This is a genomic window from Azonexus sp., from assembly GCF_047638095.1.
Taxonomy (GTDB): Bacteria; Pseudomonadota; Gammaproteobacteria; order Burkholderiales; family Rhodocyclaceae; genus Azonexus.
In genome coordinates, this window is sequence record NZ_JBLJBW010000005.1 from 26,500 (window position 1) to 46,833 (window position 20,334).

Annotated in this window: 19 protein-coding genes and 1 tRNA gene; 12 read left to right on the forward strand and 8 right to left on the reverse strand. The window is 59.0% G+C overall.

Annotated features, from left to right (window positions below; translation table 11 throughout):
- The first annotated feature begins 91 nt into the window (after positions 1-91).
- Both ACM62Q_RS02135 and traF read left to right on the forward strand, forming a co-directional pair.
- Positions 92-1,987, forward strand: coding sequence for a type IV secretory system conjugative DNA transfer family protein (locus tag ACM62Q_RS02135; protein ID WP_415033333.1), 1,896 nt, complete (start codon positions 92-94; stop codon positions 1,985-1,987).
- Positions 1,987-2,496, forward strand: a complete 510-nt coding sequence (gene traF, locus ACM62Q_RS02140; RefSeq protein ID WP_415033334.1) for a conjugative transfer signal peptidase TraF — start codon at positions 1,987-1,989, stop codon at positions 2,494-2,496. Before ACM62Q_RS02135 ends, traF begins: the two co-directional genes overlap by 1 nt.
- A 79-nt stretch (positions 2,497-2,575) precedes the next feature.
- Here the strand turns inward: traF and ACM62Q_RS02145 are convergent, their stop codons facing one another.
- The 8 genes from ACM62Q_RS02145 to trxB form a co-directional block, all read right to left on the reverse strand.
- A complete protein-coding gene (locus ACM62Q_RS02145) occupies positions 2,576-2,905 on the reverse strand; it encodes a hypothetical protein (RefSeq protein ID WP_415033335.1) in 330 nt (109 codons plus the stop codon).
- Positions 2,898-3,131, reverse strand: a complete 234-nt coding sequence (locus tag ACM62Q_RS02150; RefSeq protein ID WP_415033336.1) for an antitoxin MazE-like protein — start codon at positions 3,129-3,131, stop codon at positions 2,898-2,900. The genes ACM62Q_RS02145 and ACM62Q_RS02150 overlap by 8 nt, the downstream gene beginning before the upstream one ends.
- Before the next feature lies 1 nt (position 3,132).
- Positions 3,133-3,321, reverse strand: a complete 189-nt coding sequence (locus tag ACM62Q_RS02155) for a hypothetical protein (RefSeq protein ID WP_415033337.1) — start codon at positions 3,319-3,321, stop codon at positions 3,133-3,135.
- A gap of 213 nt (positions 3,322-3,534) precedes the next feature.
- On the reverse strand, positions 3,535-5,433 hold the full coding sequence (traI, locus tag ACM62Q_RS02160) for a TraI/MobA(P) family conjugative relaxase (protein WP_415033338.1): 1,899 nt from the start codon (positions 5,431-5,433) through the stop codon (positions 3,535-3,537).
- Complete coding sequence (locus ACM62Q_RS02165; protein ID WP_415033339.1) at positions 5,433-5,783, reverse strand: plasmid mobilization protein; 351 nt, start codon at positions 5,781-5,783, stop codon at positions 5,433-5,435. The genes traI and ACM62Q_RS02165 overlap by 1 nt, the downstream gene beginning before the upstream one ends.
- A gap of 344 nt (positions 5,784-6,127) precedes the next feature.
- Positions 6,128-6,218 (reverse strand) — tRNA-Ser (locus tag ACM62Q_RS02170).
- Positions 6,219-6,334: 116 nt separating this feature from the next.
- Positions 6,335-8,377, reverse strand: a complete 2,043-nt coding sequence (locus tag ACM62Q_RS02175) for a sodium-translocating pyrophosphatase (protein WP_415033340.1) — start codon at positions 8,375-8,377, stop codon at positions 6,335-6,337.
- A 239-nt stretch (positions 8,378-8,616) separates the two neighbouring features.
- Positions 8,617-9,576, reverse strand: coding sequence for a thioredoxin-disulfide reductase (gene trxB / locus ACM62Q_RS02180; protein ID WP_415033341.1), 960 nt, complete (start codon positions 9,574-9,576; stop codon positions 8,617-8,619).
- Positions 9,577-9,898: 322 nt separating this feature from the next.
- Here trxB and ACM62Q_RS02185 point away from each other — a divergent pair, with 322 nt between their 5' ends.
- The 10 genes from ACM62Q_RS02185 to nusA all read left to right on the forward strand — a co-directional run bounded on the left by ACM62Q_RS02185 (position 9,899) and on the right by nusA (position 20,320).
- Positions 9,899-12,196, forward strand: a complete 2,298-nt coding sequence (locus ACM62Q_RS02185) for a DNA translocase FtsK (protein ID WP_415033342.1) — start codon at positions 9,899-9,901, stop codon at positions 12,194-12,196.
- 216 nt (positions 12,197-12,412) lie between these two features.
- Positions 12,413-13,252, forward strand: coding sequence for a 3',5'-nucleoside bisphosphate phosphatase (locus tag ACM62Q_RS02190; RefSeq protein ID WP_415033343.1), 840 nt, complete (start codon positions 12,413-12,415; stop codon positions 13,250-13,252).
- Between the two features lie 9 nt (positions 13,253-13,261).
- Complete coding sequence (locus tag ACM62Q_RS02195) at positions 13,262-13,888, forward strand: L-threonylcarbamoyladenylate synthase (protein WP_415033344.1); 627 nt, start codon at positions 13,262-13,264, stop codon at positions 13,886-13,888.
- A gap of 13 nt (positions 13,889-13,901) precedes the next feature.
- On the forward strand, positions 13,902-14,552 hold the full coding sequence (locus ACM62Q_RS02200) for a site-2 protease family protein (RefSeq protein ID WP_415033392.1): 651 nt from the start codon (positions 13,902-13,904) through the stop codon (positions 14,550-14,552).
- 21 nt (positions 14,553-14,573) lie between these two features.
- Complete coding sequence (locus tag ACM62Q_RS02205) at positions 14,574-15,779, forward strand: tryptophan--tRNA ligase (RefSeq protein ID WP_415033345.1); 1,206 nt, start codon at positions 14,574-14,576, stop codon at positions 15,777-15,779.
- A complete protein-coding gene (locus ACM62Q_RS02210; RefSeq protein ID WP_415033346.1) occupies positions 15,776-16,714 on the forward strand; it encodes a segregation and condensation protein A in 939 nt (312 codons plus the stop codon). Before ACM62Q_RS02205 ends, ACM62Q_RS02210 begins: the two co-directional genes overlap by 4 nt.
- A complete protein-coding gene (gene scpB, locus ACM62Q_RS02215) occupies positions 16,683-17,240 on the forward strand; it encodes an SMC-Scp complex subunit ScpB (RefSeq protein ID WP_415033347.1) in 558 nt (185 codons plus the stop codon). Before ACM62Q_RS02210 ends, scpB begins: the two co-directional genes overlap by 32 nt.
- Positions 17,215-18,171, forward strand: coding sequence for a 23S rRNA pseudouridine(2605) synthase RluB (gene rluB / locus ACM62Q_RS02220; protein ID WP_415033348.1), 957 nt, complete (start codon positions 17,215-17,217; stop codon positions 18,169-18,171). Before scpB ends, rluB begins: the two co-directional genes overlap by 26 nt.
- A gap of 190 nt (positions 18,172-18,361) precedes the next feature.
- A complete protein-coding gene (rimP, locus tag ACM62Q_RS02225) occupies positions 18,362-18,814 on the forward strand; it encodes a ribosome maturation factor RimP (RefSeq protein WP_415033349.1) in 453 nt (150 codons plus the stop codon).
- A gap of 33 nt (positions 18,815-18,847) precedes the next feature.
- Positions 18,848-20,320, forward strand: a complete 1,473-nt coding sequence (gene nusA, locus ACM62Q_RS02230; RefSeq protein ID WP_415033350.1) for a transcription termination factor NusA — start codon at positions 18,848-18,850, stop codon at positions 20,318-20,320.
- Positions 20,321-20,334 lie beyond the last annotated feature (14 nt).

Consider the following 20,334-nt stretch of genomic DNA (forward strand, 5'->3'; position numbering starts at 1 on the left):
CCCATTAGTCTCCAACCCACCCCGCTCCGGCGGGGTTTATCACTTCCGCGCGCTGGCTTATCAGTAGGACAAAACTGATATGGAGCACCGCATGAGCACTACCCCGATGTACACAATCCCCAAGGAAAAGGGGGATATCACCAAATTTGTCTGGCTGGCGCTGGCTGTCATGATCGTCGTTACGCTGATCTCGATGCAAGCCGCCACTCAATACTTGGCATGGAAGCTGATGTACGCCAACGAGCTGGGCGGCAAGATCTCAGACAAGATCTACCTGCCGTTTATGTGCCTCGTTTGGATCGCCAAATACTATTCTCCAGCCTACGGCGAGGCGGTGATGGCTGTTATCAGCCAGGGGATCATGATGCTCGCGGTAGGTGGTGCGCTCTCGATCTTGATTCCGGTCGGCCTGGTCTACTGGCGCACACGGAAGCTGCAGAACCAGCAAAACGATCTACACGGTTCGGCGCATTGGGCGTCTGAAGCCGAAATTAAAAAATCAGGGTTGTTGCCCGAAGAAAAAAACAAGGGCGGCGTGCTGCTGGGCTGCACTGAGATTGATAAAAAGCAGGTGTATCTGCGGCACAAAGGCCCTGAACACATCCTTGTATTTGCCCCCACCCGATCCGGCAAGGGCGTAGGTATCGTCATTCCAACGCTGCTGTCGTGGGATGAAAGCGTGCTTGTGCACGACATCAAGGGTGAGAACTGGGCGCTGACAAGCGGTTTTCGTGAAAAGGCCATGGGCCAACGCTGTATTCGATTTGCGCCGTCTGAGCTTGAGTCGGCACGATTCAATCCGCTGCTGGAGATCCGTCTTGACGGCAATCTGGTCAAGGATGTTCAGAACATCGCAACCATCATTGTTGACCCTGACGGCAAGGGGCTCAACGATCACTGGGCCAAAACAGGCTTTGACCTGCTCACCGGGGTCATTCTCTACGTGCTGCTCTCGCCGGATGTTCGAAAAGCCGGCGCGGACCAGCGTTGCCTGGCAACTGTCCAGGCCATCATGTCGGATGGTGGGATCATCCGCGAGATCGCCGAAGAGCACGCGTCGAATAAGGGAGACGAAGAAATCTCGACCGGCGTTCAGGCGGTGTTTGAGTACATACGAGATCAAAGCCTTGAGCTAGCCAACAGGGCAAGCGTTGGTGAGCACGAAGCTATCGGCTGGCGAACTGCTGCGCAGGCCGCGCAGTCGTATCTCAACAAGGCGCCAAACGAAGCCTCCGGCGTCATGTCCACAGCGCTGTCTTTCCTGTCGCTTTACCGGGATCCGATCGTTGCCGACAACACCCGTGTCTCTGATTTCACGATCGAGAGCTTAATGCAGCAGAAAACGGCGCTTTACCTTGTTGTGCCGCCATCCGACAAGGATCGTTTAAAGCCGTTGCTGCGGCTGGTGATCAACCAGGTTGTCCGTCGTCTCACTGAAACCATGGAGTTCGACAAGACCGGCGCGTCGAAGTCGCGTTACCCGCACAAACTGCTGCTCTTGATCGATGAGTTCCCGGCGCTCGGCAAGCTCGATGTGTTCGAGGAGGCGCTGGCCTTCATCGCTGGCTATGGCCTCAAAGCACTGCTCATCGTCCAGGATCTCTCGCAGCTGCAGAAAGCTTACACGCGGGAAGAGTCGATTATCTCCAACTGCCACGTCCGAATTGCGTACGCACCAAACAAAGTGGAGACGGCTGAACTGCTCTCAAAGATGACGGGTACGGCCACGGTCTCGCACACCCAGCGCAACTACTCGGGGAAGCGCCTGAGCATCCTGATGGATGGGGTGAGCACGAGTGAACAGATCGTCCAGCGCCCGCTGCTAACGACGGATGAGACGATGCGCCTGCCGCCGGAGGATGAGTTGGTTTTTGTCGCTGGCCACGCACCGATTTATTGCCAGAAGATCATCTACTACAAGGACAAGCGTCTGGCAGAGCGCCAGATGATGGGGCCTGCAGAGCATACGGGTCGGGGGAAGAACTGATGGCAGCCAATTTCAAGGTAATGCGCTGGCCGCTGGCTGGGTTGGCGCTGGTATTTGCCCTGGTTGCAGGGGTTAAAACTGCCGGCGTTAAGGTCAACGTCACGGGGTCTCTGCCAGGGACAGTCTACACAACCAGCGCTGAGCCGGGCCTGGGCGACTTTATTCAGTTCTGCCCCCCGGTCACAACGCCTGCGCTGCCGGCCGCGGGGTGGCTTGAGAAGACCTGTCCTGGTGGAAAGCTGCCGCTGCTCAAGCGCGTCGTGGCAGTGGAGGGTGATATTGTCGATGTGACGGAAAGCGGGGTTGCCGTGAATGGCCGACTGCTCGAAAACAGCGTGCCGAAGAAGGCAAGTCGCAACGGGGATCCATTGCCCGTCGCTTACGGCCAACACAGGATCGTGGCAGGGCAGATCTGGACTGCCGGCGAGCACCCGGATTCATTTGATTCCAGGTATTTTGGAAGTGTAAACGTGTACGCACGAACTGCGGGATCTTCTGAAAAACGGTAAGTCGTCTTCCATGTTTCGTCCTGCTGAATCTGCTCGGCACTGGCAATGGTCATGCTATGTTTTTGGACCCCGTCAATCTTTAACCCCGCTCTCGAACCATAATCGGCTTGCCGGTTATTGTTTCATAAAGCACGGCTAGATTTGCCCATGACTGATACCAAAGCGGCCTCATCACGACAACGAGGAAAATATACCAGAGGGTAAATACCAAGAAGATCCAGGCAATGGCTTCAGAAATGCCGTTGCCTGCCCGCATCTGATTGTCCCATGCCCACCCAGCCACAATTGATGGCAAGTAAAAAAGAACAAGGATTGAAACACCCCAGGCAAATATGTTCTTTGCCCAAAGTAATGAATTACGGGCGATGTCGATGAATCGCTCAAGGCCCCGATGGAATTTATCAAGCATCGCTTTCTCCAGGTTTGAGAATATCTGCGGCCTTTGCCTGGTCCTCGGAGAGAAAGCTCTCCTCTCCGCGCCAGTGCTTCACAACCTCCTTGAGCCGCTTGTTTTCAGGGTCAGAGAGCCAGACCTCGCGAGGCCTGTATCCCTGTTCCCTGAGCCTTGCCCGATGGGCCTCAGTCCGTCGCCGGGCCCCTTCAATTTCTGCTGCAGTCTTGTATCGATTGGACATGTCACTGGCCAATTGTCACGGCCGTCTGAGCCACGTCCATACCAGTGTAAATTACACCAAAGAAGGACAGCACCGCACCAATAAAAATGATTGCTAACACCTGATTGCCGTTGGTCATGAAGCCAAGAACACCCCAGATCATGCTGGAAATTAGCTTGGTGAAAACCCAGATGTTGGTGATTGTTTCCATGACTGCCTCCTATTGATCGATGGCTTAATTATACCATATCTAGTAACGATGCAAAGAGGTATTATTTGTTAAATATATGGGGTCATTAAAAATCATTATTCATGAAGTAATAACCCGCGACAGTAATCGTCATCGGAGTTTTAACGCTCTCATAGGGAATGCCCATAACAAGCCCCGCCACGGTCATAGATACACAGATAAATACGACCCCCATCAACGTTCTTGCCATTTGTTTCTATCCTTTTGAGTCTTTTCGATAATATCCTGCTGATATTCAGGGTTGGCAATGCGAATGCGCATTTGTTGAGCAATCGTCGCAGCCCTGGCCTTGAATTCATCATTGCCCGTGATGAATACCTCGCCACCGTATTTCTGCGCGGCAAGCTGCAACCCTGCTCGAATCGTCGCTTCGTCCTGGTGCTGTCTGCACTCGATCCGCTGCCCCAGATCCTCCAGGGCAATCTGGCCGTCCTGGTCGCGGTAAATGATGCGCTGGCGAAGGTGGTCAATCTCATAGCGCGTCAGATCCAGTGCCTTGACCGATCCCCCGATTTCCCCGATCTTTCCTTGCTCCCAACCCCCCCGCGCCGCAGGCGCTGCAGTCAGGTGCTCTTCGAGGTCTTCTCCTTCGAAGCCGGGGATCTTTGTGCCGGCTTTACGGCTTTCCCGGTACCGGATTCCACGTAAAGCCGCTTCTGCTGCCGGGTCGCCCTTGATTGCCTCGCGGGCAACCCATGCCTTCCAGGATAGATTCGTCGCCACGGTTGCCGCTGCTTTCTCAATGCGCTGAGCTGCAGCTAGCTCGTTCAGTGCCACGGTGCGCTCCGCGGCCCAAATCGACAGGGCAATCTGTCGGCCATGTTCACGGGCGAGTTCTGAAATGCGCTGCTGCTTCATCGCACTCAGCTTTATTCTCAGTGATCGATTCTCTTCGGCATGCCGCTGGCTAATTTCCCTGCGCAAAGCCTTGGCAGCTTCCTTGCCGCCCGTTTTGGCCTCTTCGTACCGCTTGTATAAATCCTCACGCTCATCCTGTCGCTCTACACGCCGCTTCTGGCGCTCGATGGTTTTGCCTGTGATGGCCGGCACTTCGCCTGCGGCTGGCTCGATACCGCGCATGACGTTTTCCAGGTGGCGTGCGTAGGTGAGGGCAGGATTTGGCTTTTCCGTCGCAGAAAAATACCGGTACCCGCCCATTTCCTTCTCCAGGCGTCCGAGCGCCAGTCGGTAATCGACGGCAGAGGCCTTGGTTCTTGTCTCTTTGCCATCAGCGCCTGCGCCAACGATCTGCAGCCCGGACTTCAGCTTTTCGATGCGTAGATCATGCCGTGCCAGCACGCTGTGAATGTCCTCCCACGTCTTCGCATCAAGCAGTTCGTGTGCCACATACGCCTTCATCCAGCTGGCCAAGGACGGGAGTCCTGTTTTGCTCTCTTGCATTCGCGCTGCAGCACTTCCTCGGTCGGCGCGAGGGGGGAGCAGGGCGAGGGTTTCACGCTGTTTTTTGCTCAACCGCTGAACCTGCCCACCGATCACGACGTACGGACCATTGTCGTGCTGCCAGCCTTGAGAGAGCTCGATTTCCCGGCAGGTACGATCCAGTACCAGGTAGTCGAAACGCGGTGGCCCAGAAAGCGCGAGCGTGTCCGGATGAACGCGATTGACCACGACGTGCACGTGGTGGTGATGTTCCTTGTCGCGGTGGATCGCAAAGATCGCCTGGTTTTGCTCCATGCCCAAGGCCTTTAGCGTTTTTGCTATGGATTCCTCAGTTTGGTCGCCGCTGGGGTGTTCGCCTTCGCGCCATGACAAAACGAAGTGATAAAACGGGTTGGTTGAAAACTTCGTCCGCATCTGTCCAGCCCGGGCAACATGATCCATCTGCGCAATGATCAGCGCCTGGTCGTTCGCATCAGCCGGGGAGAGACCATCGAGGTTAAAGCTGCCGCCTTCAATGACACCCTCCCTTCCGATGTACTCAGCCACGGCGGTAGGATCTGTTGAATGCAGTTCAGGCGCGTCCTGCTGCGGCCGGTCCTGAGCGATGTATCGCGTGACGGCCGCTACCGAAAAGTTTCGGTGCGCTTTCAGGTTGATTACCTTGGCCAGCATCAGGCGTCCGGCTTTTTCGCTGGCAATACGGTAGCCGCCGGGTTTTGAGCAAGCGACTCAGCAAAGCCAATCAGGGTGTCCATTGCCTCCCAGTACCGGCGCTTCTCCTCATTCGTCCAATTCGCGTTCTTCGGGTAAAGATGCTTGAGCATCGCGCCGATGCGGCGCAGCTCGAAGGCTGCATCACTATCGAGAGAGCGCACAGTGAGCTCGCCGAAGGCAGCCTGGCGAATCAGATCTGATGATGTCGTGCTTAGTTCTCTTGCCCGGTTTGCAAAAGCTTCGCGCTCAGATTTGCTGACGCGTACTTTGATAAAAGTGTGCCGTGCGTTCTCGGACGGTTGCCGCATTTGAATCTCCAAGATTGGTTGGGTTATGGAGATAAGCCTCGAGGCGGAAGTGACAGAGTCTTTTGCGGTGGCGGTCAATTTCGCCCGTCTGTTCGTCAGCGACTAGGTTGGCGCAAAATCGCCGAAGCGGCCTTGCTGAGAGCGGGCATTGCTGTCCGGCGGCTTGGGCACTATTCGGGCACACAGCGCCAACGGGAATGATTCGGGCACTGCGCGGGCACACTTCGGGCACACTTGAAATTGTGCCCGAGCTAATAACCCTTTGCCTCTGTCGGGTAATATTGGCGGCGCAGAAAAAGAAAAACCCCGCTAATCGTTTGATTTGGCGGGGTTTTTATGTGTTCTGGCGGAGAGGGCGGGATTCGAACCCGCGGTGGGCTATTAACCCACACACGCTTTCCAGGCGTGCGACTTAAACCGCTCATCCACCTCTCCGGAAGCCGCGCATTCTAACAGAAAGCGCTACGGGGTCAAATTTTTGTCTGGCTGGAAGGCTTGTCTGGCCGGCGGTTTGTGAAAATTTTGCGCGGCCAGACAAAAGCGGGTGGCAATCAGACGATCAAGGGAACGATCAAGAGGGCGACCAGATTGATGATCTTGATCAAGGGGTTGACGGCCGGGCCGGCGGTGTCCTTGTAGGGGTCGCCCACGGTGTCGCCGGTGACGGCGGCTTTGTGCGCTTCCGAGCCTTTGCCGCCGAAGTTGCCGTCCTCGATGTACTTCTTGGCGTTGTCCCAGGCACCGCCGCCGGTGGTCATCGAGATGGCGACGAAGAGGCCGGTGACGATGGTGCCGACGAGCAGGCCGCCGAGCGCCTGCGGGCCGAGCAGCAGGCCGACGACGATGGGCACGGCGACCGGCAGGATGGACGGGATCATCATTTCCTTGATCGCCGCTACCGTCAGCATGTCGACCGCGCGCGAGTAATCCGGTTTGGCCGTGCCTTCCATGATGCCGGCGATTTCCTTGAACTGGCGGCGCACTTCCACGACGACGGCACCCGCCGAGCGGCCCACGGCTTCCATCGCCATCGCCCCGAACAGGTAGGGGATCAGGCCGCCGATGAAGAGGCCGATGATGACCATGTGGTTGGACAGATCGAAGCTGAAAATTTTGCCGGTGGCGGCTTCCAGCGCATGTGTGTAGTCGGCGAAGAGCACCAGCGCGGCCAGACCGGCGGAACCGATGGCGTAGCCCTTGGTGACGGCCTTGGTAGTGTTGCCGACGGCGTCCAGCGGGTCGGTGACGTTGCGCACTTCGGCGGGCAGTTCCGCCATTTCGGCGATGCCGCCGGCGTTGTCGGTGATCGGCCCGTAAGCGTCGAGGGCGACGACGATGCCGGCCATCGACAGCATGGAGGTGGCGGCGATCGCCAGACCATAGAGGCCGCCGATCGAGTAAGCGGCCCAGATCGAGGCGCACACCGACAGTACCGGCCAGGCCGTCGCTTTCATGGAAATGCCGATGCCGGCGATGATGTTGGTGGCGTGGCCGGTCTGGCAGGATGCCGCAACGTGCTTCACCGGCGCATACTCGGTGCCGGTGTAGTACTCGGTGATCCATACCATTGCCGCCGTCAGCACCAGACCGATGACGGCGCAGGCGAACATGCTGCCGGTCGTCACCTGCACTGCCGTGTCACCCGCGCCGATCAGCCAGGCCGTGACCGGGTAATAGAAGGCCAGCGCCAGCACGCCGGCGACGATCAGACCCTTGTAGAGCGCGCCCATGATCTTGCCGCCGTCGGAGGTGCGCACGAAGTAGCAGCCGACGATGGAAGCGATGATCGACACCGCGCCCAGCGCCAGCGGGTAGAGGATGAGCGCATTACCCAGCACGTCCGAGGTTTTCAGCATCAAGGCGCCGAGTACCATGGTGGCTACCACCGTGACGACGTAGGTCTCGAACAGGTCGGCGGCCATGCCGGCGCAGTCGCCGACGTTATCGCCGACGTTGTCGGCAATCACGGCGGGGTTGCGCGGGTCGTCCTCGGGAATGCCGGCTTCGACCTTGCCCACCAGGTCGGCGCCGACGTCGGCACCCTTGGTGAAGATGCCGCCGCCCAGACGGGCGAAGATGGAAATCAGCGATGAGCCGAAAGCCAGGCCGATCAAGGCGTGCAGGGCGCTATCTTGCGATAGCCCGAAGGCCAGCATCCCGGCGTAGTAGCCGGCGATGCCGAGCAGCCCCAGACCGACCACCAGCATGCCGGTGATCGCGCCGCCCTTGAAGGCTACCGCCAGCGCCGGCGCGATGCCGCCGCGCGCCGCTTCCGCCGTGCGCACGTTGGCGCGCACCGAAACGTTCATGCCGATGAAACCCGCCGCGCCGGAAAGCACGGCACCGACGACAAACCCCACCGCCGTTGCCATGCCCAGGAAAATCGCAATGAGGATTGCGATGACGACCCCCACCATCGCGATCGTCTTGTATTGCCGGCTCAGATAGGCCGCCGCCCCTTCCTGGATCGCCTTGGCGATTTCTTGCATGCGCTCGTTGCCGGCGGGCAGGGCAAGAATGGAACGACTCGAAAACCAACCATACAGTACAGCCAGTACGGCACAGGACAACGCCAACCAAAGTGCTGAAGACATACTTCCCCCTTGTTAGACTGACGAAAAAAACGACTGCATCAACGCAGCGGACGTGCGTGATGGTGTGATGTTGGGGCGAACGAACGGGATACGGCGTGCAGCTTGGAATGGCGGAAAGCTACTCGCTTTTGCCGGGGGGGTCAAACCGGGTTGTGATGCGATTGCACTGGTGGAGCCACAGAGCCGCCGAAGCGCCAAAAAAAATCCCGCCGCAGCGGGATTTTCCGGGAAGCCGGTATTCAGCCGGCCAGGTGGTCCAGATAACGTTCGGCGTCGAGCGCGGCCATGCAGCCGGTGGCGGCGGAGGTGCAGGCTTGTTTGTAGATCTGGTCCTGCACGTCGCCGGCGGCAAAAACGCCGGGGATGCTGGTTTGCGTGGCGTTGCCGTGGCGCCCGGTCTGGGTGACGAGATAGCCGTTGTCCATCTCCAGTTGGCCGGTGAACAGATCAGTATTGGGCTTGTGGCCGATGGCGACGAAGAGGCCGTGCACGTCGACCTGCGTCGTGGCATTTGTTTGCACATTCTTGACGCGCAGCCCGGTGACGCCGGAAGCATCGCCCAGCACTTCGTCTAGCGTGCTGTTCCAGAGGATGGTGACCTTGCCTTCTTTTTCTTTGGCGAGCAGCTTGTCCTGCATGATTTTTTCGGCGCGGAACTTGTCGCGGCGGTGCACCACGGTGACGTGGCTGGCGATGTTGGCGAGATACAGGGCTTCTTCCACCGCCGTGTTGCCGCCGCCAATGACCGCGACCGGCTTGTTGCGGTAGAAGAAACCGTCGCAGGTGGCGCAGGCGGAAACGCCACGGCCCATGAATTCCTGCTCGGAGGGCAGGCCGAGGTACATGGCGGAGGCACCGGTGGCGATGATGAGCGCATCGCAGGTGTAGGTGCCGCTGTCGCCCTTGAGGGTGAAGGGCTTGCTCTTGAGTTCTGCGGTGTGGATGTGGTCGAAGATGATTTCGGTATCGAAACGGCGGGCGTGTGCCTCGAAATTGGCCATTAATTCGGGGCCTTGAATGCCGTTGGCGGCAGCCGGCCAGTTATCGACTTCGGTGGTGGTCATCAACTGGCCGCCCTGCGCCATGCCGGTGATCAGCACCGGTTTTAGGTTGGCGCGTGCGGCATAGACGGCGGCGGTATAGCCGGCGGGGCCGGAGCCGAGAATGATGAGGGGAGTGTGTCGTGCGGCTTGGGTCATGGCGGCTTGCCTCCGGATGTGTGAAGTGTAAATTATAACTTGCTTATATAGCTTGTTTGTAGCGAGAGCGTAACCGATTTGGATTGTTACGCACAGGCCCAATGTAGAAAAAGGTTTATAATCCAGAGCTAACTCTATGAAGCAAAATGATTTGCTTTCTTGCTTAAGCCATCAGGCAAAATTAATTTGAAATTTTGTGCCAAAGCGTTCGAGCAATCCTTCCGGGGTGATTTTCATCCGACACGCTCCGGAGGGGGCGGGCGGTGGCACCGAGAGACAGATTTCAAACCAGTTTTGACGACCTATTTAAGGACAAGAATTCATGCGTATGGCCCGAAAGACCGACGACACACCGATGCCCGACAAAATCGGGCATTTGCTTCAGGAATCCCGTTGGTTGGGAGTGGGGGCTCTGCTGGTGTTTTTGGTCATGGCCTTGTGGGGGTTTCAGCGTACCGATCCGGGCTGGTCGAATGCCGTCGGGCAGGCGGGTTTGCAAAATCCGGCCGGGCGCTTGGGCGCTTGGGTGGCCGATGTGCTGCTCTATGTTTTTGGATTGTCGGCCTGGTGGTGGGTGATTTTGCTCGGCATGTGGGTGTGGTGGGGCTTTCGCCGTTTGCATGTGGGCGAGAAAAGTGCGCCGCCGTGGTTTGTGTTGCTACCGGGTTTCATCGTTCTTTTGCTCGCCAGTTGCAGTTTGGAAGCTTTGCGTTTTCACGCCTCAGGGGCGCAGCTGCCGCTTTTGCCGGGCGGGGTAATCGGTTTGGAGCTCAGTCGCTGGTTGGCGGCGGGTTTGGGATTTACCGGGGCAACCTTGTTTCTTTTGGCCGTGCTGGCGGCGGCCTGGAGCGTATTTTCCGGAATGTCCTGGCTGTGGGCCTTCGAAAAACTGGGCTTGGTTTTGGAGGCTGTGTTTTTGTTCGCGTACCGGCGTATCGATTCCTGGCGCGACCGGCGCATCGGCAAGGAAATGGCGCAGCAACGCGAAGTGGTGGTCGAAGAAGAAAAGCGCCGGGAAGAGTTGCATGAGCCGGTGTTGATCGAAATGTCGGCGCCGGTGGAATTGCCGGTGTCGAAAAAGGCAGAAAAACGGGTTGAACGGGAAAAGCAAACCCTGCTCTTCCCCGAAGCCATCGTCGGCGGCACCCTGCCGCCCTTGCATTTGCTCGATCCTGCGCCGCCGGTAACGGAAACCATCAGCGCCGAAACTTTGGAATACACCTCGCGTTTGATCGAGCGCAAACTGGCCGATTTCGGCGTGCAGGTGAAGGTGGTGGCGGCCCTGCCGGGGCCGGTGGTGACGCGTTACGAAATCGAGCCGGCGGTGGGGGTGAAGGGCGCACAAGTGGTCAATCTTGCCCGCGATCTGGCGCGCGCCCTGGCGCTGGTGGCGGTTCGTGTGGTTGAAACCGTACCCGGCAAATCCTGCATGGCCCTGGAGTTGCCCAACCCCAAGCGGCAGATCGTCAAATTGACCGAAATCATCGCCAGCCAGCCTTACAACGACATGGCGAGTCCGCTTTCGGCTTGTCTGGGCAAAGATATTGGCGGGCAGCCGGTGGTCATCGATCTGGCCAAGACGCCGCATCTTCTGGTGGCGGGGACGACCGGCTCCGGGAAATCGGTCGGCGTCAACGCCATGATTCTTTCCATGCTCTACAAGGCCGAGCCGGAGCAGGTGCGTTTGATCATGGTTGACCCAAAAATGCTGGAGTTGTCCATCTACGAAGGGATTCCGCACCTCTTGGCCCCTGTCGTCACGGACATGAAACAGGCCTCCAACGCCCTGCACTGGTGCGTGACGGAGATGGAAAAACGCTACAAGCTGATGGCCGCCATGGGCGTGCGCAACATCGCCGGTTTGAATAGCAAAATAAAGGAGGCGGCAAAAAAAGGCGAACATCTGCCCAATCCGCTGACTCTGACGCCGGAAGCGCCAGAGCCTTTGCAAACCGTGCCTTACATCGTGGTGGTGATCGACGAACTGGCCGACCTGATGATGGTGGTGGGCAAGAAGGTGGAAGAGCAGATCGCCCGTCTGGCGCAGAAGGCGCGCGCTTCCGGCATTCATCTGGTGCTCGCCACGCAGCGTCCGTCGGTGGATGTGATTACCGGTTTGATCAAGGCCAATATCCCGACCCGCATCGCCTTCCAGGTGTCCTCCAAGATCGACTCGCGCACCATTCTTGACCAGATGGGAGCGGAAGCGCTGCTCGGGCAGGGCGACATGCTCTATCTGGCCCCCGGTACGGGTTATCCGACACGGGTGCATGGTGCCTTCGTTTCCGACGATGAAGTGCATCGCGTGGTCGAGCACCTGAAAACCACCGGCACGCCGGAATACGTCGCCGACATCCTCAACGCCCCGGCGGGTGATGATGAGGGCGGTGGCGGCGAGGGCGGCGGCGATGCTGAAAGCGACCCGCTCTACGATCAGGCGGTGGACATCGTGCTGAAAAACCAGCGCGCCTCGATTTCGCTGGTGCAACGCCATCTGCGCATCGGCTACAACCGCTCGGCGCGTTTGATTGAAGCGATGGAGCAAGCCGGTCTGGTGTCCACCATGGACGGCCGCGGCGGGCGCGAAGTGCTGGTCAAGGCGTCGGCGGGGCAGGAGTGAGCGTTTTCTCCAAGGGAAAACTGGGGGGTGAAACGGCGGGCAAGGCATGTTTTTCCCGCAGGAACACCCCATCCATCCCCGGACTTCTTCGCGAAAATGACGCGGGGAGTCGTGCAGCATTTACCTGACCGTTACGCGCAACATTGGCCGCGGCAAAGGGCGGCGGGTGCGGCGTGCTAGAATGCCAGGCTGTTTTTCTGGCCCCCGACGACTTTTGTGACCCCCGCCAACTTTGATTTTCACTGCCACTCTACGGTTTCCGACGGGCTGATGCCGCCGGAGGCGGTGGCGGCGCGGGCGGCGGAAAATGCTGTGGATTGCTGGGCGCTGACCGATCACGATGATCTGGGCGGGCTTACGGCAGCGCGTGAAACGGCTGAGAAACTGGGGCTGCGTTTTTATAACGGCGTCGAAATTTCGATTGAATGGAACGAGATTCCGATCCACATTGTCGGCCTGGGATTTCATGCGCAACAGCCCGAGCTGGTCAATGGCTTGAGCGAGCTGCGCAGCGGCCGTCTGGAGCGGGCGCGGCGCATGGGTGAATCGCTCGCGGCCATCGGCATTCCCGGTGTGTTCGAGGGCGCACGGGCGCTGGTGACCAATCCGCAGCTGATTTCGCGGGCGCACTTTGCCCGTTACCTGGTCTCGATTGGTATTGCGCCTGATACCAGCGGCGTTTTTCAGCACTATTTGGTGCCGGGCAAGCCCGGTTATGTGACGCATCGCTGGGTGTCGCTGGCCGAAGCGCTCGGCTGGATTCACGCGGCGGGCGGCGTGGCGGTGGTGGCGCATCCGGGGCGTTATCGTATGTCAGGCGGGGAAATGCTGCGTTTTCTCGACGAATTTCACGATCTGGGCGGACAGGCCATCGAGGTGATGAGCGGCAGCCACAGCCCCGATCACGTTGTGCACTTTGCCCGTCTGGCGCGGCGTTACGCTTTTCATGCTTCACGCGGTTCCGATTTTCATGGCGTGAAAGAAAGCTATGTCGACCTGGGGCGTCTGCCGCAATTGCCGCCGGATTTGAAGCCGGTGTGGCGCTTGTTAATGTGATTGTGCACTATGACCCGACTCGTCGCTATTCACCCCGATAATCCCCAGCCGCGCTTGTTGCTGCAGGCGGCGGATTTCGTGCGCGAAGGCGCAATCGTCGCCCTGCCGACGGATTCTTGTTATGCCCTGGGCTGCCGCCTGGGTGACAAGGAGGCGCTCGATCGCATCCGTCTCATCCGCCAGATCGATGAGCGTCACCACCTGACGCTCATGGTGCGCGACCTGTCACAAATCGCCACCTATGCGCGGGTGGATAACACGCAATACCGTTTGCTGAAAGCCGCCACGCCGGGCAGCTATGTTTTTATTCTCGAAGGCAGCAAGGAGTTGCCGCGCCGCGTGCTGCACCCCAAGCGCAAGACCATTGGCCTACGCATTCCGGCGCATCCGGTGGCGCTTGCCCTACTGGAAGAACTGGGTGAACCCCTGCTGACCTGCACCCTGCAACTGCCCGGCGACGAAACCCCGCTGACCGAAGGCTGGGAAATCGCCGACCGTCTGGACGGGCAGGTGGATTGGATTCTCGATGCCGGCTACTGCGGCACCGAGCCGACCACCGTCATCGACCTGAGCGGCGCAGCGCCCGAACTGGTGCGCGCCGGGCGCGGGCCGCTCGCTCCCTTCGGTCTGGAGTGAGGCCATGCTCGACATCAACGCCCTGATCCAGACCATTGCCATTGCCGCCTTGCCGGTGGTCTTTGCCATCACCCTGCACGAAGCGGCGCACGGCTACGCGGCGCGCCATTTTGGTGATCCGACTGCCTGGCAGGCCGGGCGTATCAGCTTGAATCCCCTGCGCCACATCGACCCGGTGGGGACGGTGCTGATTCCCTTGCTGATCCTGATTTTCTCGGCAGGCAGCTTCCTCTTTGGCTATGCCAAACCGGTGCCGGTGAATTTTTCCCGCTTGCGCAACCCCAAGCGCGACATGCTCTGGGTGGCGCTGGCCGGGCCGGCATCCAACCTGTTCATGGCCCTGCTATGGGCGGCTTTGCTCAAACTTGCCTGGGAATTGCCGGTCAATGATTTCACCGTGCCACTCTCGGAAATGAGCAAGGTTGGCGTCATCATCAACTGCGTATTGATGGTGCTCAATCTTTTGCCGCTGCCGCCGCTCGATGGTGGGCGCATCGCCGTCAGTCTCTTGCCCTATCCCTTGGCCAATAAATTTGCCCAGATCGAACGTTGGGGCTTTCCGATTCTTTTATTGCTGTTGTTTACCGGCATTCTCGGCCAGGTGATGTATCCCCTGGTACAAATGGCGGCGGGGCTGATTGAAACCCTGTTTGGCCTTTATTAACCCTTTTTCTTTGTGCACACCATGTTTGCAGAACGCGTTCTTTCCGGCATGCGCCCCACCGGCGCTCTTCATCTGGGGCATTACCACGGTGTCTTGAAAAACTGGGTGCATTTGCAAAACACCTATCCCTGCTTGTTTTTCGTTGCCGACTGGCATGCCTTGACGACGAATTACGATAACCCGCAGGGGATCGAGCAAGCCAGTTGGGACATGGTGGTCGATTGGCTGGCGGCGGGCGTAGATCCGGAGCAAGCGACGATCTTCATTCAGTCCAAGGTGCCGGAACACGCCGAATTGCACCTTTTGATGTCGATGATGACGCCGCTCGGCTGGCTGGAGCGGGTGCCGACCTATAAAGATCAGCAGGAAAAGCTCGCCGGCAAGGATCTCACCACCTACGGCTTTCTCGGCTATCCGCTCCTGATGAGCGCCGACATTCTCATCTACCGCGCCGATAAGGTGCCGGTGGGCGAGGATCAGATTCCGCACGTCGAATTCACCCGCGAACTGGCCCGCCGTTTCAATCATATGTATGGCCGCGAGCCGGATTTTGCCGAAAAGGTGGAGGCAGCGCTGGCGCGCTTGAACAGCAAAAACCGGCGCAGTTTCAACGACCTGCGCAAACGCTTCCAGGAAAGCGGCGACAAGGAAGCCGTGGCGCGCGGCAAGGCGCTGCTCGCCGAAAACGCGGCGCTGACCGACGACGAACGCGAGCGTCTGGCCGGGCATCTGGAAGGCACCGGCAAGATGATCCTGGTCGAGCCGGGCTATCTGCTGACGCCGGAGTCGAAAATGCCGGGGCTGGACGGCCAGAAGATGTCCAAGTCCTACCACAACACCATCACCCTGCGCGAAAGCCCGGAAGAAGTGACGCGCAAGGTGCGCACCATGCCCACCGACCCGCAGCGGGCGCGACGCACCGATCCGGGCGACCCCGAGCGTTGCCCGGTGTGGCAGTTGCATCAGGTGTATACCGACGCAGCGACGCGGGCGGAACTCGGCCAGGGTTGCCGCACCGCCGGTATCGGCTGTCTGGACTGCAAGCAGCCGGTGATCGAGGGAATCCTGCGCGAACTGGCGCCGATGCGTGAGCGGGCGCGAGCCTATACCGACGACCCGGCGCGTCTGCGCGCCATCGTCGAGCAGGGCTGCGACAAGGCGCGGGCGCTGGCGCAGGACACCATGCGCGATGTGCGTGCGGCCATGGGGCTTGATTACCGTCGATGAATGTCGTCGATATTCCGGCGGCAGCCTTGCCCGAACCGCTGGCGCGGGTGTATGGCGAGGCTCTGAACAGCCTGCCGCAAGACCTCTACATCCCGCCGGATGCGTTGGCGGTGATGCTGGACGCCTTTGAAGGCCCACTCGATCTTCTGCTCTACCTGATTCGCAAGGCCAACGTCGACATTCTCGACATCCCCATGGCCCCGCTCACCCGCCAGTATCTCGATTACGTCGAGGCGATGCGGGCGCAGAACCTCGAACTGGCGGCCGAGTATCTGGTAATGGCGGCGATGCTGATCGAAATCAAGTCGCGCATGCTGCTGCCGCGCCCAAAACTGTCGGGCGATGCCGAGGCGGAAGATCCGCGCGCCGAACTGGTGCGCCGGCTGATGGAATACGAGCAGATGAAGCTCGCCGGCCATAAGCTCAACGAATTGCCGCAGGCCGAGCGCGATTTTTACTGGGTCGATACTCTGGTCGAAAAATCGCTCTTGGTGCGCCTGCCGGAAGTCTCGGTCGACGATTTACAGACGGCGTGGCAGGCAGTGCTGCGCCAGGCGGTGCTGAAAAGCCACCACAAAATCAGCCGCGAGGAACTGTCGGTGCGCGAGCACATGGGCATCATCTTGCGCCATTTGCAGGAGAGCGCCGGCTTCGTGCGCTTCGAAAACCTGTTCGATCCGCTCATGGGGCCGCCCGGTTTGGTCGTGCATTTCATCGCCATGCTCGAACTGGGCCGAGAAAAACTGATTCGCATCACCCAGGACGAGGCTTTTGCGCCGATTTACATTAGCTTGCGCCAAGGTGATGCGGAAGAAGTTTTGGCAGACGAGGGAGCAGAAAATGCCTTGCTCGATGCCGGGCAGGCCGCACAAGCCATGCCGGCAGCAAGAGAGGAGGGCGGCGATGGAAGCCAGTCAGATCAAGCGCATTCTTGAAGCCGCTTTGCTGTCGGCGCGCGAGCCCTTGTCCGTGCATGACATGAAAAAAATGTTCGAGCTGGAGTTTTCCGGCGACGCCCTGCGCAAGTGGCTGGATGAATTGCGCAGCGATTGGGCCGAAGGTCCGCTGGAATTGCTGCAACTGGCTTCCGGCTGGCGCTTTCGCACCCGCGCCGAATATCTGCCGTATCTGGAGCGCATCAACCCGGAACGTCCGCCGAAATATTCGCGCGCGGTGCTGGAAACCTTGGCTATCATTGCCTACCGGCAGCCGGTCACGCGCGGTGATATCGAGGAAATCCGCGGTGTTGCGGTCAACACCAATGTCATCAAAACCCTGGAAGAACGCGGCTGGATCGATGTCGTTGGGCATCGTGACACGCCTGGCCGCCCTGCCTTGTTCGCCACCACCAAACAATTTCTCGACGATCTCGGGCTGCGCAGCGTCAGCGAATTGCCGCCCCTGGAACAGATCAGTCAGACCCTGGAGTTAAATCATGAGCCAAGGCCCGAAAGCCAATAAACGCACGCCGCTGCGCGCACCTGTCGCCTCTTCTGGCGCTTCCGCCGCCCGCCCGGAGGCCGCTTCGGAGAGCGCCGCCGAAAAGCCGCCCGCCCGTCCGCGCCGGGGCAAACCTGCCACCGGTCGTGCCAACCGGGGGCAGGTCGGGCGCGACGGCAAGCAAATCGTCGCTGCCAAGCCGGAACGTCTGCACAAGGTGCTGGCCGCCGCCGGCGTCGGTTCGCGCCGTGAAATGGAAAGCTGGATCGCGGCCGGCAAGGTCAGCGTCAATGGCGAAACCGCTACCGTCGGGCAAAGCGTGGTGCCGACCGACAAGGTGAAAATTGGTGGGCGGCTGATCAACATCCGCTTCACCGGCAATGTTCGCCTGCCGCGCGTGCTGCTTTATCACAAGCCGGAAGGTGAAATTGTCTCGCGTGATGACCCGGAGGGCCGTCCCTCGGTGTTTTCCGCCCTGCCGCGTTTGCGCGGTGGGCGCTGGATCAATGTCGGACGCCTGGATTTCAACACCTCCGGTTTGCTGTTGTTTACCACTTCTGGCGAATTGGCCAACAAGCTGATGCACCCCAGTTCGCAACTGGTGCGCGAATACGCTGTGCGGGTGCTGGGCGAGCTCGATGAAATCACGCAAAAACAACTGTTGAGTGGCGTCGAGCTGGAAGACGGGCCGGCGCATTTCTCGACTTTGAACGATGCCGGCGGCGAAGGGGCCAACCGCTGGTACAAGGTGACGCTCTTTGAGGGGCGCAACCGCGAGGTACGCCGTCTGTTCGAGGCCGTCGGCTGCACCGTCAGTCGCCTGATGCGCGTGCGCTACGGGCCGGTGTTGCTGCCGCCGCAACTCAAGCGCGGGCGCTGCAAGGAACTGGAAGAAAACGAGGTGAAATTCCTCCTGAAAGAACTCGGTGCGAGCCGGGCGGGTACGGGCTGAAGTCCTGTCGCGCCGTAAAACTGTTTGTCGGAGAAGGGCTAATCCGTTACAATCCGACGGTTTAGTTCAGTGCATGCGTTGCTTTTCGCGGTTTTCGATGGAAAAAGCGGCGTTTGCCAACATCTTGTTTTCCTAAGGTGGGCGTTTCGCCCACTTTTTATTTGTGCCGCACGGCAATGGGGTTGGGTTCGTGGATTTGAATGCGTTATTGGAAACGACGGTTTCAGGGCTGGGCTTCGAGTTGGTCGATGTCGAGTTGTCGCCGCGTGGACGGACGATCCGTATTTTCATCGATGCGCCAGGCAAAGAAGGCGGCATCGATGTCGAAGATTGTGCCACGGTATCGAATCAGCTGACGCGCCTCTTCGAGGTCGAAAATATCGATTACGACCGGCTCGAAGTCTCCTCGCCGGGCATGGATCGCGTGGTCAAGAAACTAGAGGATTTTGCTCGTTTCGCCGGTCAGTCCATACAGATCAAGTTGCGTATTCCACACCACAACCGGCGCAACTTTCAAGGTCGCTTGCTGGGCTGCGAAAACGGCCAGGTGGGCCTGCAGCTGACGACCGATGGTAAAGAAGAAACTGTCACGCTAGCTTTTGAAAATATTGAAAAAGCCCGGCTGGTGCCGCAATTTAACTGAATAGTCCACTGAAATTCTGGAGAGAGCTGAGTCATGAGCCGTGAATTGTTACTGTTGGTCGATGCCCTGGCGCGCGAAAAAAACGTCGGCAAGGAAATCGTGTTTGGCGCGCTGGAAATGGCCCTGGCTTCGGCGACCAAAAAACGCATCCATGACGATGCCGAAGTGCGCGTGACGATCGATCGCGCCACGGGCGATTACGAATCCTTTCGCCGCTGGTTCATCGTGGCCGATAACGAATATGTCAATGAGTACCAGCAGCTGCCCTTGTCGGAAGCGCTCAAGGAAGATCCGGAAATCGAGATTGGTGATTGCATCGAGGAATCGCTCGAACCCATCGATTTTGGCCGTATCGGGGCGCAGGCTGCCAAGCAGGTGATTTTGCAGCGTATTCGTGATGCCGAGCGCGAGCAGATTTTGCAAGATTTTCTGGAGCGCAAGGAGTTTGTCGTCTCCGGCACCATCAAACGCATGGAACGCGGTAACGCGGTGGTCGAAGCGGGCAAAATCGAAGCCTTGCTGCCGCGCGACCAGATGATTCCCAAGGAAAACCTGCGCGTCGGTGACCGCGTGCGCGCCTATTTGCTGCGCATCGACCGCGGTCAGCGTGGGCCGCAGATCATTTTGTCGCGCACCGCGCCGGAATTCGTCATCAAGCTGTTCGCCCTGGAAGTGCCGGAAATCGACGACGGTTTGATGGAATTGAAAGCCTGCGCCCGCGATCCCGGGCTGCGCGCCAAGATCGCCGTCAAGTCGAACGACCCGCGTATCGATCCGATCGGCACCTGTGTTGGTCTGCGCGGCTCGCGCGTTACTGCCGTGCGTAACGAAATCGGCGGCGAAAATATCGACATCGTGCTGTGGTCGGCTGATCCGGCGCAGTTCGTGATTGGCGCGCTGTCGCCGGCGGAGGTGACTTCCATCGTCGTCGATGAAGAAAAACACGCCATGGATGTGGTGGTCGATGAAGACAATCTGGCGATTGCCATCGGCCGCAGCGGCCAGAACGTGCGTCTGGCCTCCGAGCTGACCGGCTGGACCATCAACCTGATGACGCAAGACGAATCGGCGAAGAAAGCGGAAGCCGAATACGCCGTGACCCGCATCACCTTCATGGAAAAACTCGATATCGACGAAGAGTTGGCGGATCTGCTGATCGAAGAGGGTTTCTCCACGCTGGAAGAAGTGGCCTATGTGCCGCTCGCCGAGATGCTGGAAATCGAAGGGCTGGATGAAGCTATCGTCAATGAATTGCGTAATCGCGCCCGCAATGCGCTCCTGACCGAAGCGATTGCCACGGAAGAAAAGCTGGAAAGCGTGGCGGAAGACTTGATCGGTCTGGAAGGTATGAGCAAGGAATTGGCCGCACAACTGGCCGAACACGAGATCAAGACGCGTGATGATCTGGCAGAACTGGCGGTCGACGAACTGACCGAAATGACCGGTATCGATGAAGAACGTGCCAAGGAATTGATCCTTAAAGCACGCGCTCACTGGTTCGAGTGAGTAAAGGAGCTAAC

What these genes read in the sequence shown, in the direction of transcription:
- ACM62Q_RS02135 (WP_415033333.1), top strand. Translation starts at nt 92, where the DNA reads ATGAGCACTACCCCGATGTACACAATCCCCAAGGAAAAGGGGGATATC.
- traF (WP_415033334.1), top strand. Translation starts at nt 1,987, where the DNA reads ATGGCAGCCAATTTCAAGGTAATGCGCTGGCCGCTGGCTGGGTTGGCG.
- ACM62Q_RS02145 (WP_415033335.1), bottom strand. Translation starts at nt 2,905, where the DNA reads ATGCTTGATAAATTCCATCGGGGCCTTGAGCGATTCATCGACATCGCC.
- ACM62Q_RS02150 (WP_415033336.1), bottom strand. Translation starts at nt 3,131, where the DNA reads ATGTCCAATCGATACAAGACTGCAGCAGAAATTGAAGGGGCCCGGCGA.
- ACM62Q_RS02155 (WP_415033337.1), bottom strand. Translation starts at nt 3,321, where the DNA reads ATGGAAACAATCACCAACATCTGGGTTTTCACCAAGCTAATTTCCAGC.
- traI (WP_415033338.1), bottom strand. Translation starts at nt 5,433, where the DNA reads ATGCTGGCCAAGGTAATCAACCTGAAAGCGCACCGAAACTTTTCGGTA.
- ACM62Q_RS02165 (WP_415033339.1), bottom strand. Translation starts at nt 5,783, where the DNA reads ATGCGGCAACCGTCCGAGAACGCACGGCACACTTTTATCAAAGTACGC.
- ACM62Q_RS02175 (WP_415033340.1), bottom strand. Translation starts at nt 8,377, where the DNA reads ATGTCTTCAGCACTTTGGTTGGCGTTGTCCTGTGCCGTACTGGCTGTA.
- trxB (WP_415033341.1), bottom strand. Translation starts at nt 9,576, where the DNA reads ATGACCCAAGCCGCACGACACACTCCCCTCATCATTCTCGGCTCCGGC.
- ACM62Q_RS02185 (WP_415033342.1), top strand. Translation starts at nt 9,899, where the DNA reads ATGCGTATGGCCCGAAAGACCGACGACACACCGATGCCCGACAAAATC.
- ACM62Q_RS02195 (WP_415033344.1), top strand. Translation starts at nt 13,262, where the DNA reads ATGACCCGACTCGTCGCTATTCACCCCGATAATCCCCAGCCGCGCTTG.
- ACM62Q_RS02205 (WP_415033345.1), top strand. Translation starts at nt 14,574, where the DNA reads ATGTTTGCAGAACGCGTTCTTTCCGGCATGCGCCCCACCGGCGCTCTT.
- ACM62Q_RS02210 (WP_415033346.1), top strand. Translation starts at nt 15,776, where the DNA reads ATGAATGTCGTCGATATTCCGGCGGCAGCCTTGCCCGAACCGCTGGCG.
- scpB (WP_415033347.1), top strand. Translation starts at nt 16,683, where the DNA reads ATGGAAGCCAGTCAGATCAAGCGCATTCTTGAAGCCGCTTTGCTGTCG.
- rluB (WP_415033348.1), top strand. Translation starts at nt 17,215, where the DNA reads ATGAGCCAAGGCCCGAAAGCCAATAAACGCACGCCGCTGCGCGCACCT.
- nusA (WP_415033350.1), top strand. Translation starts at nt 18,848, where the DNA reads ATGAGCCGTGAATTGTTACTGTTGGTCGATGCCCTGGCGCGCGAAAAA.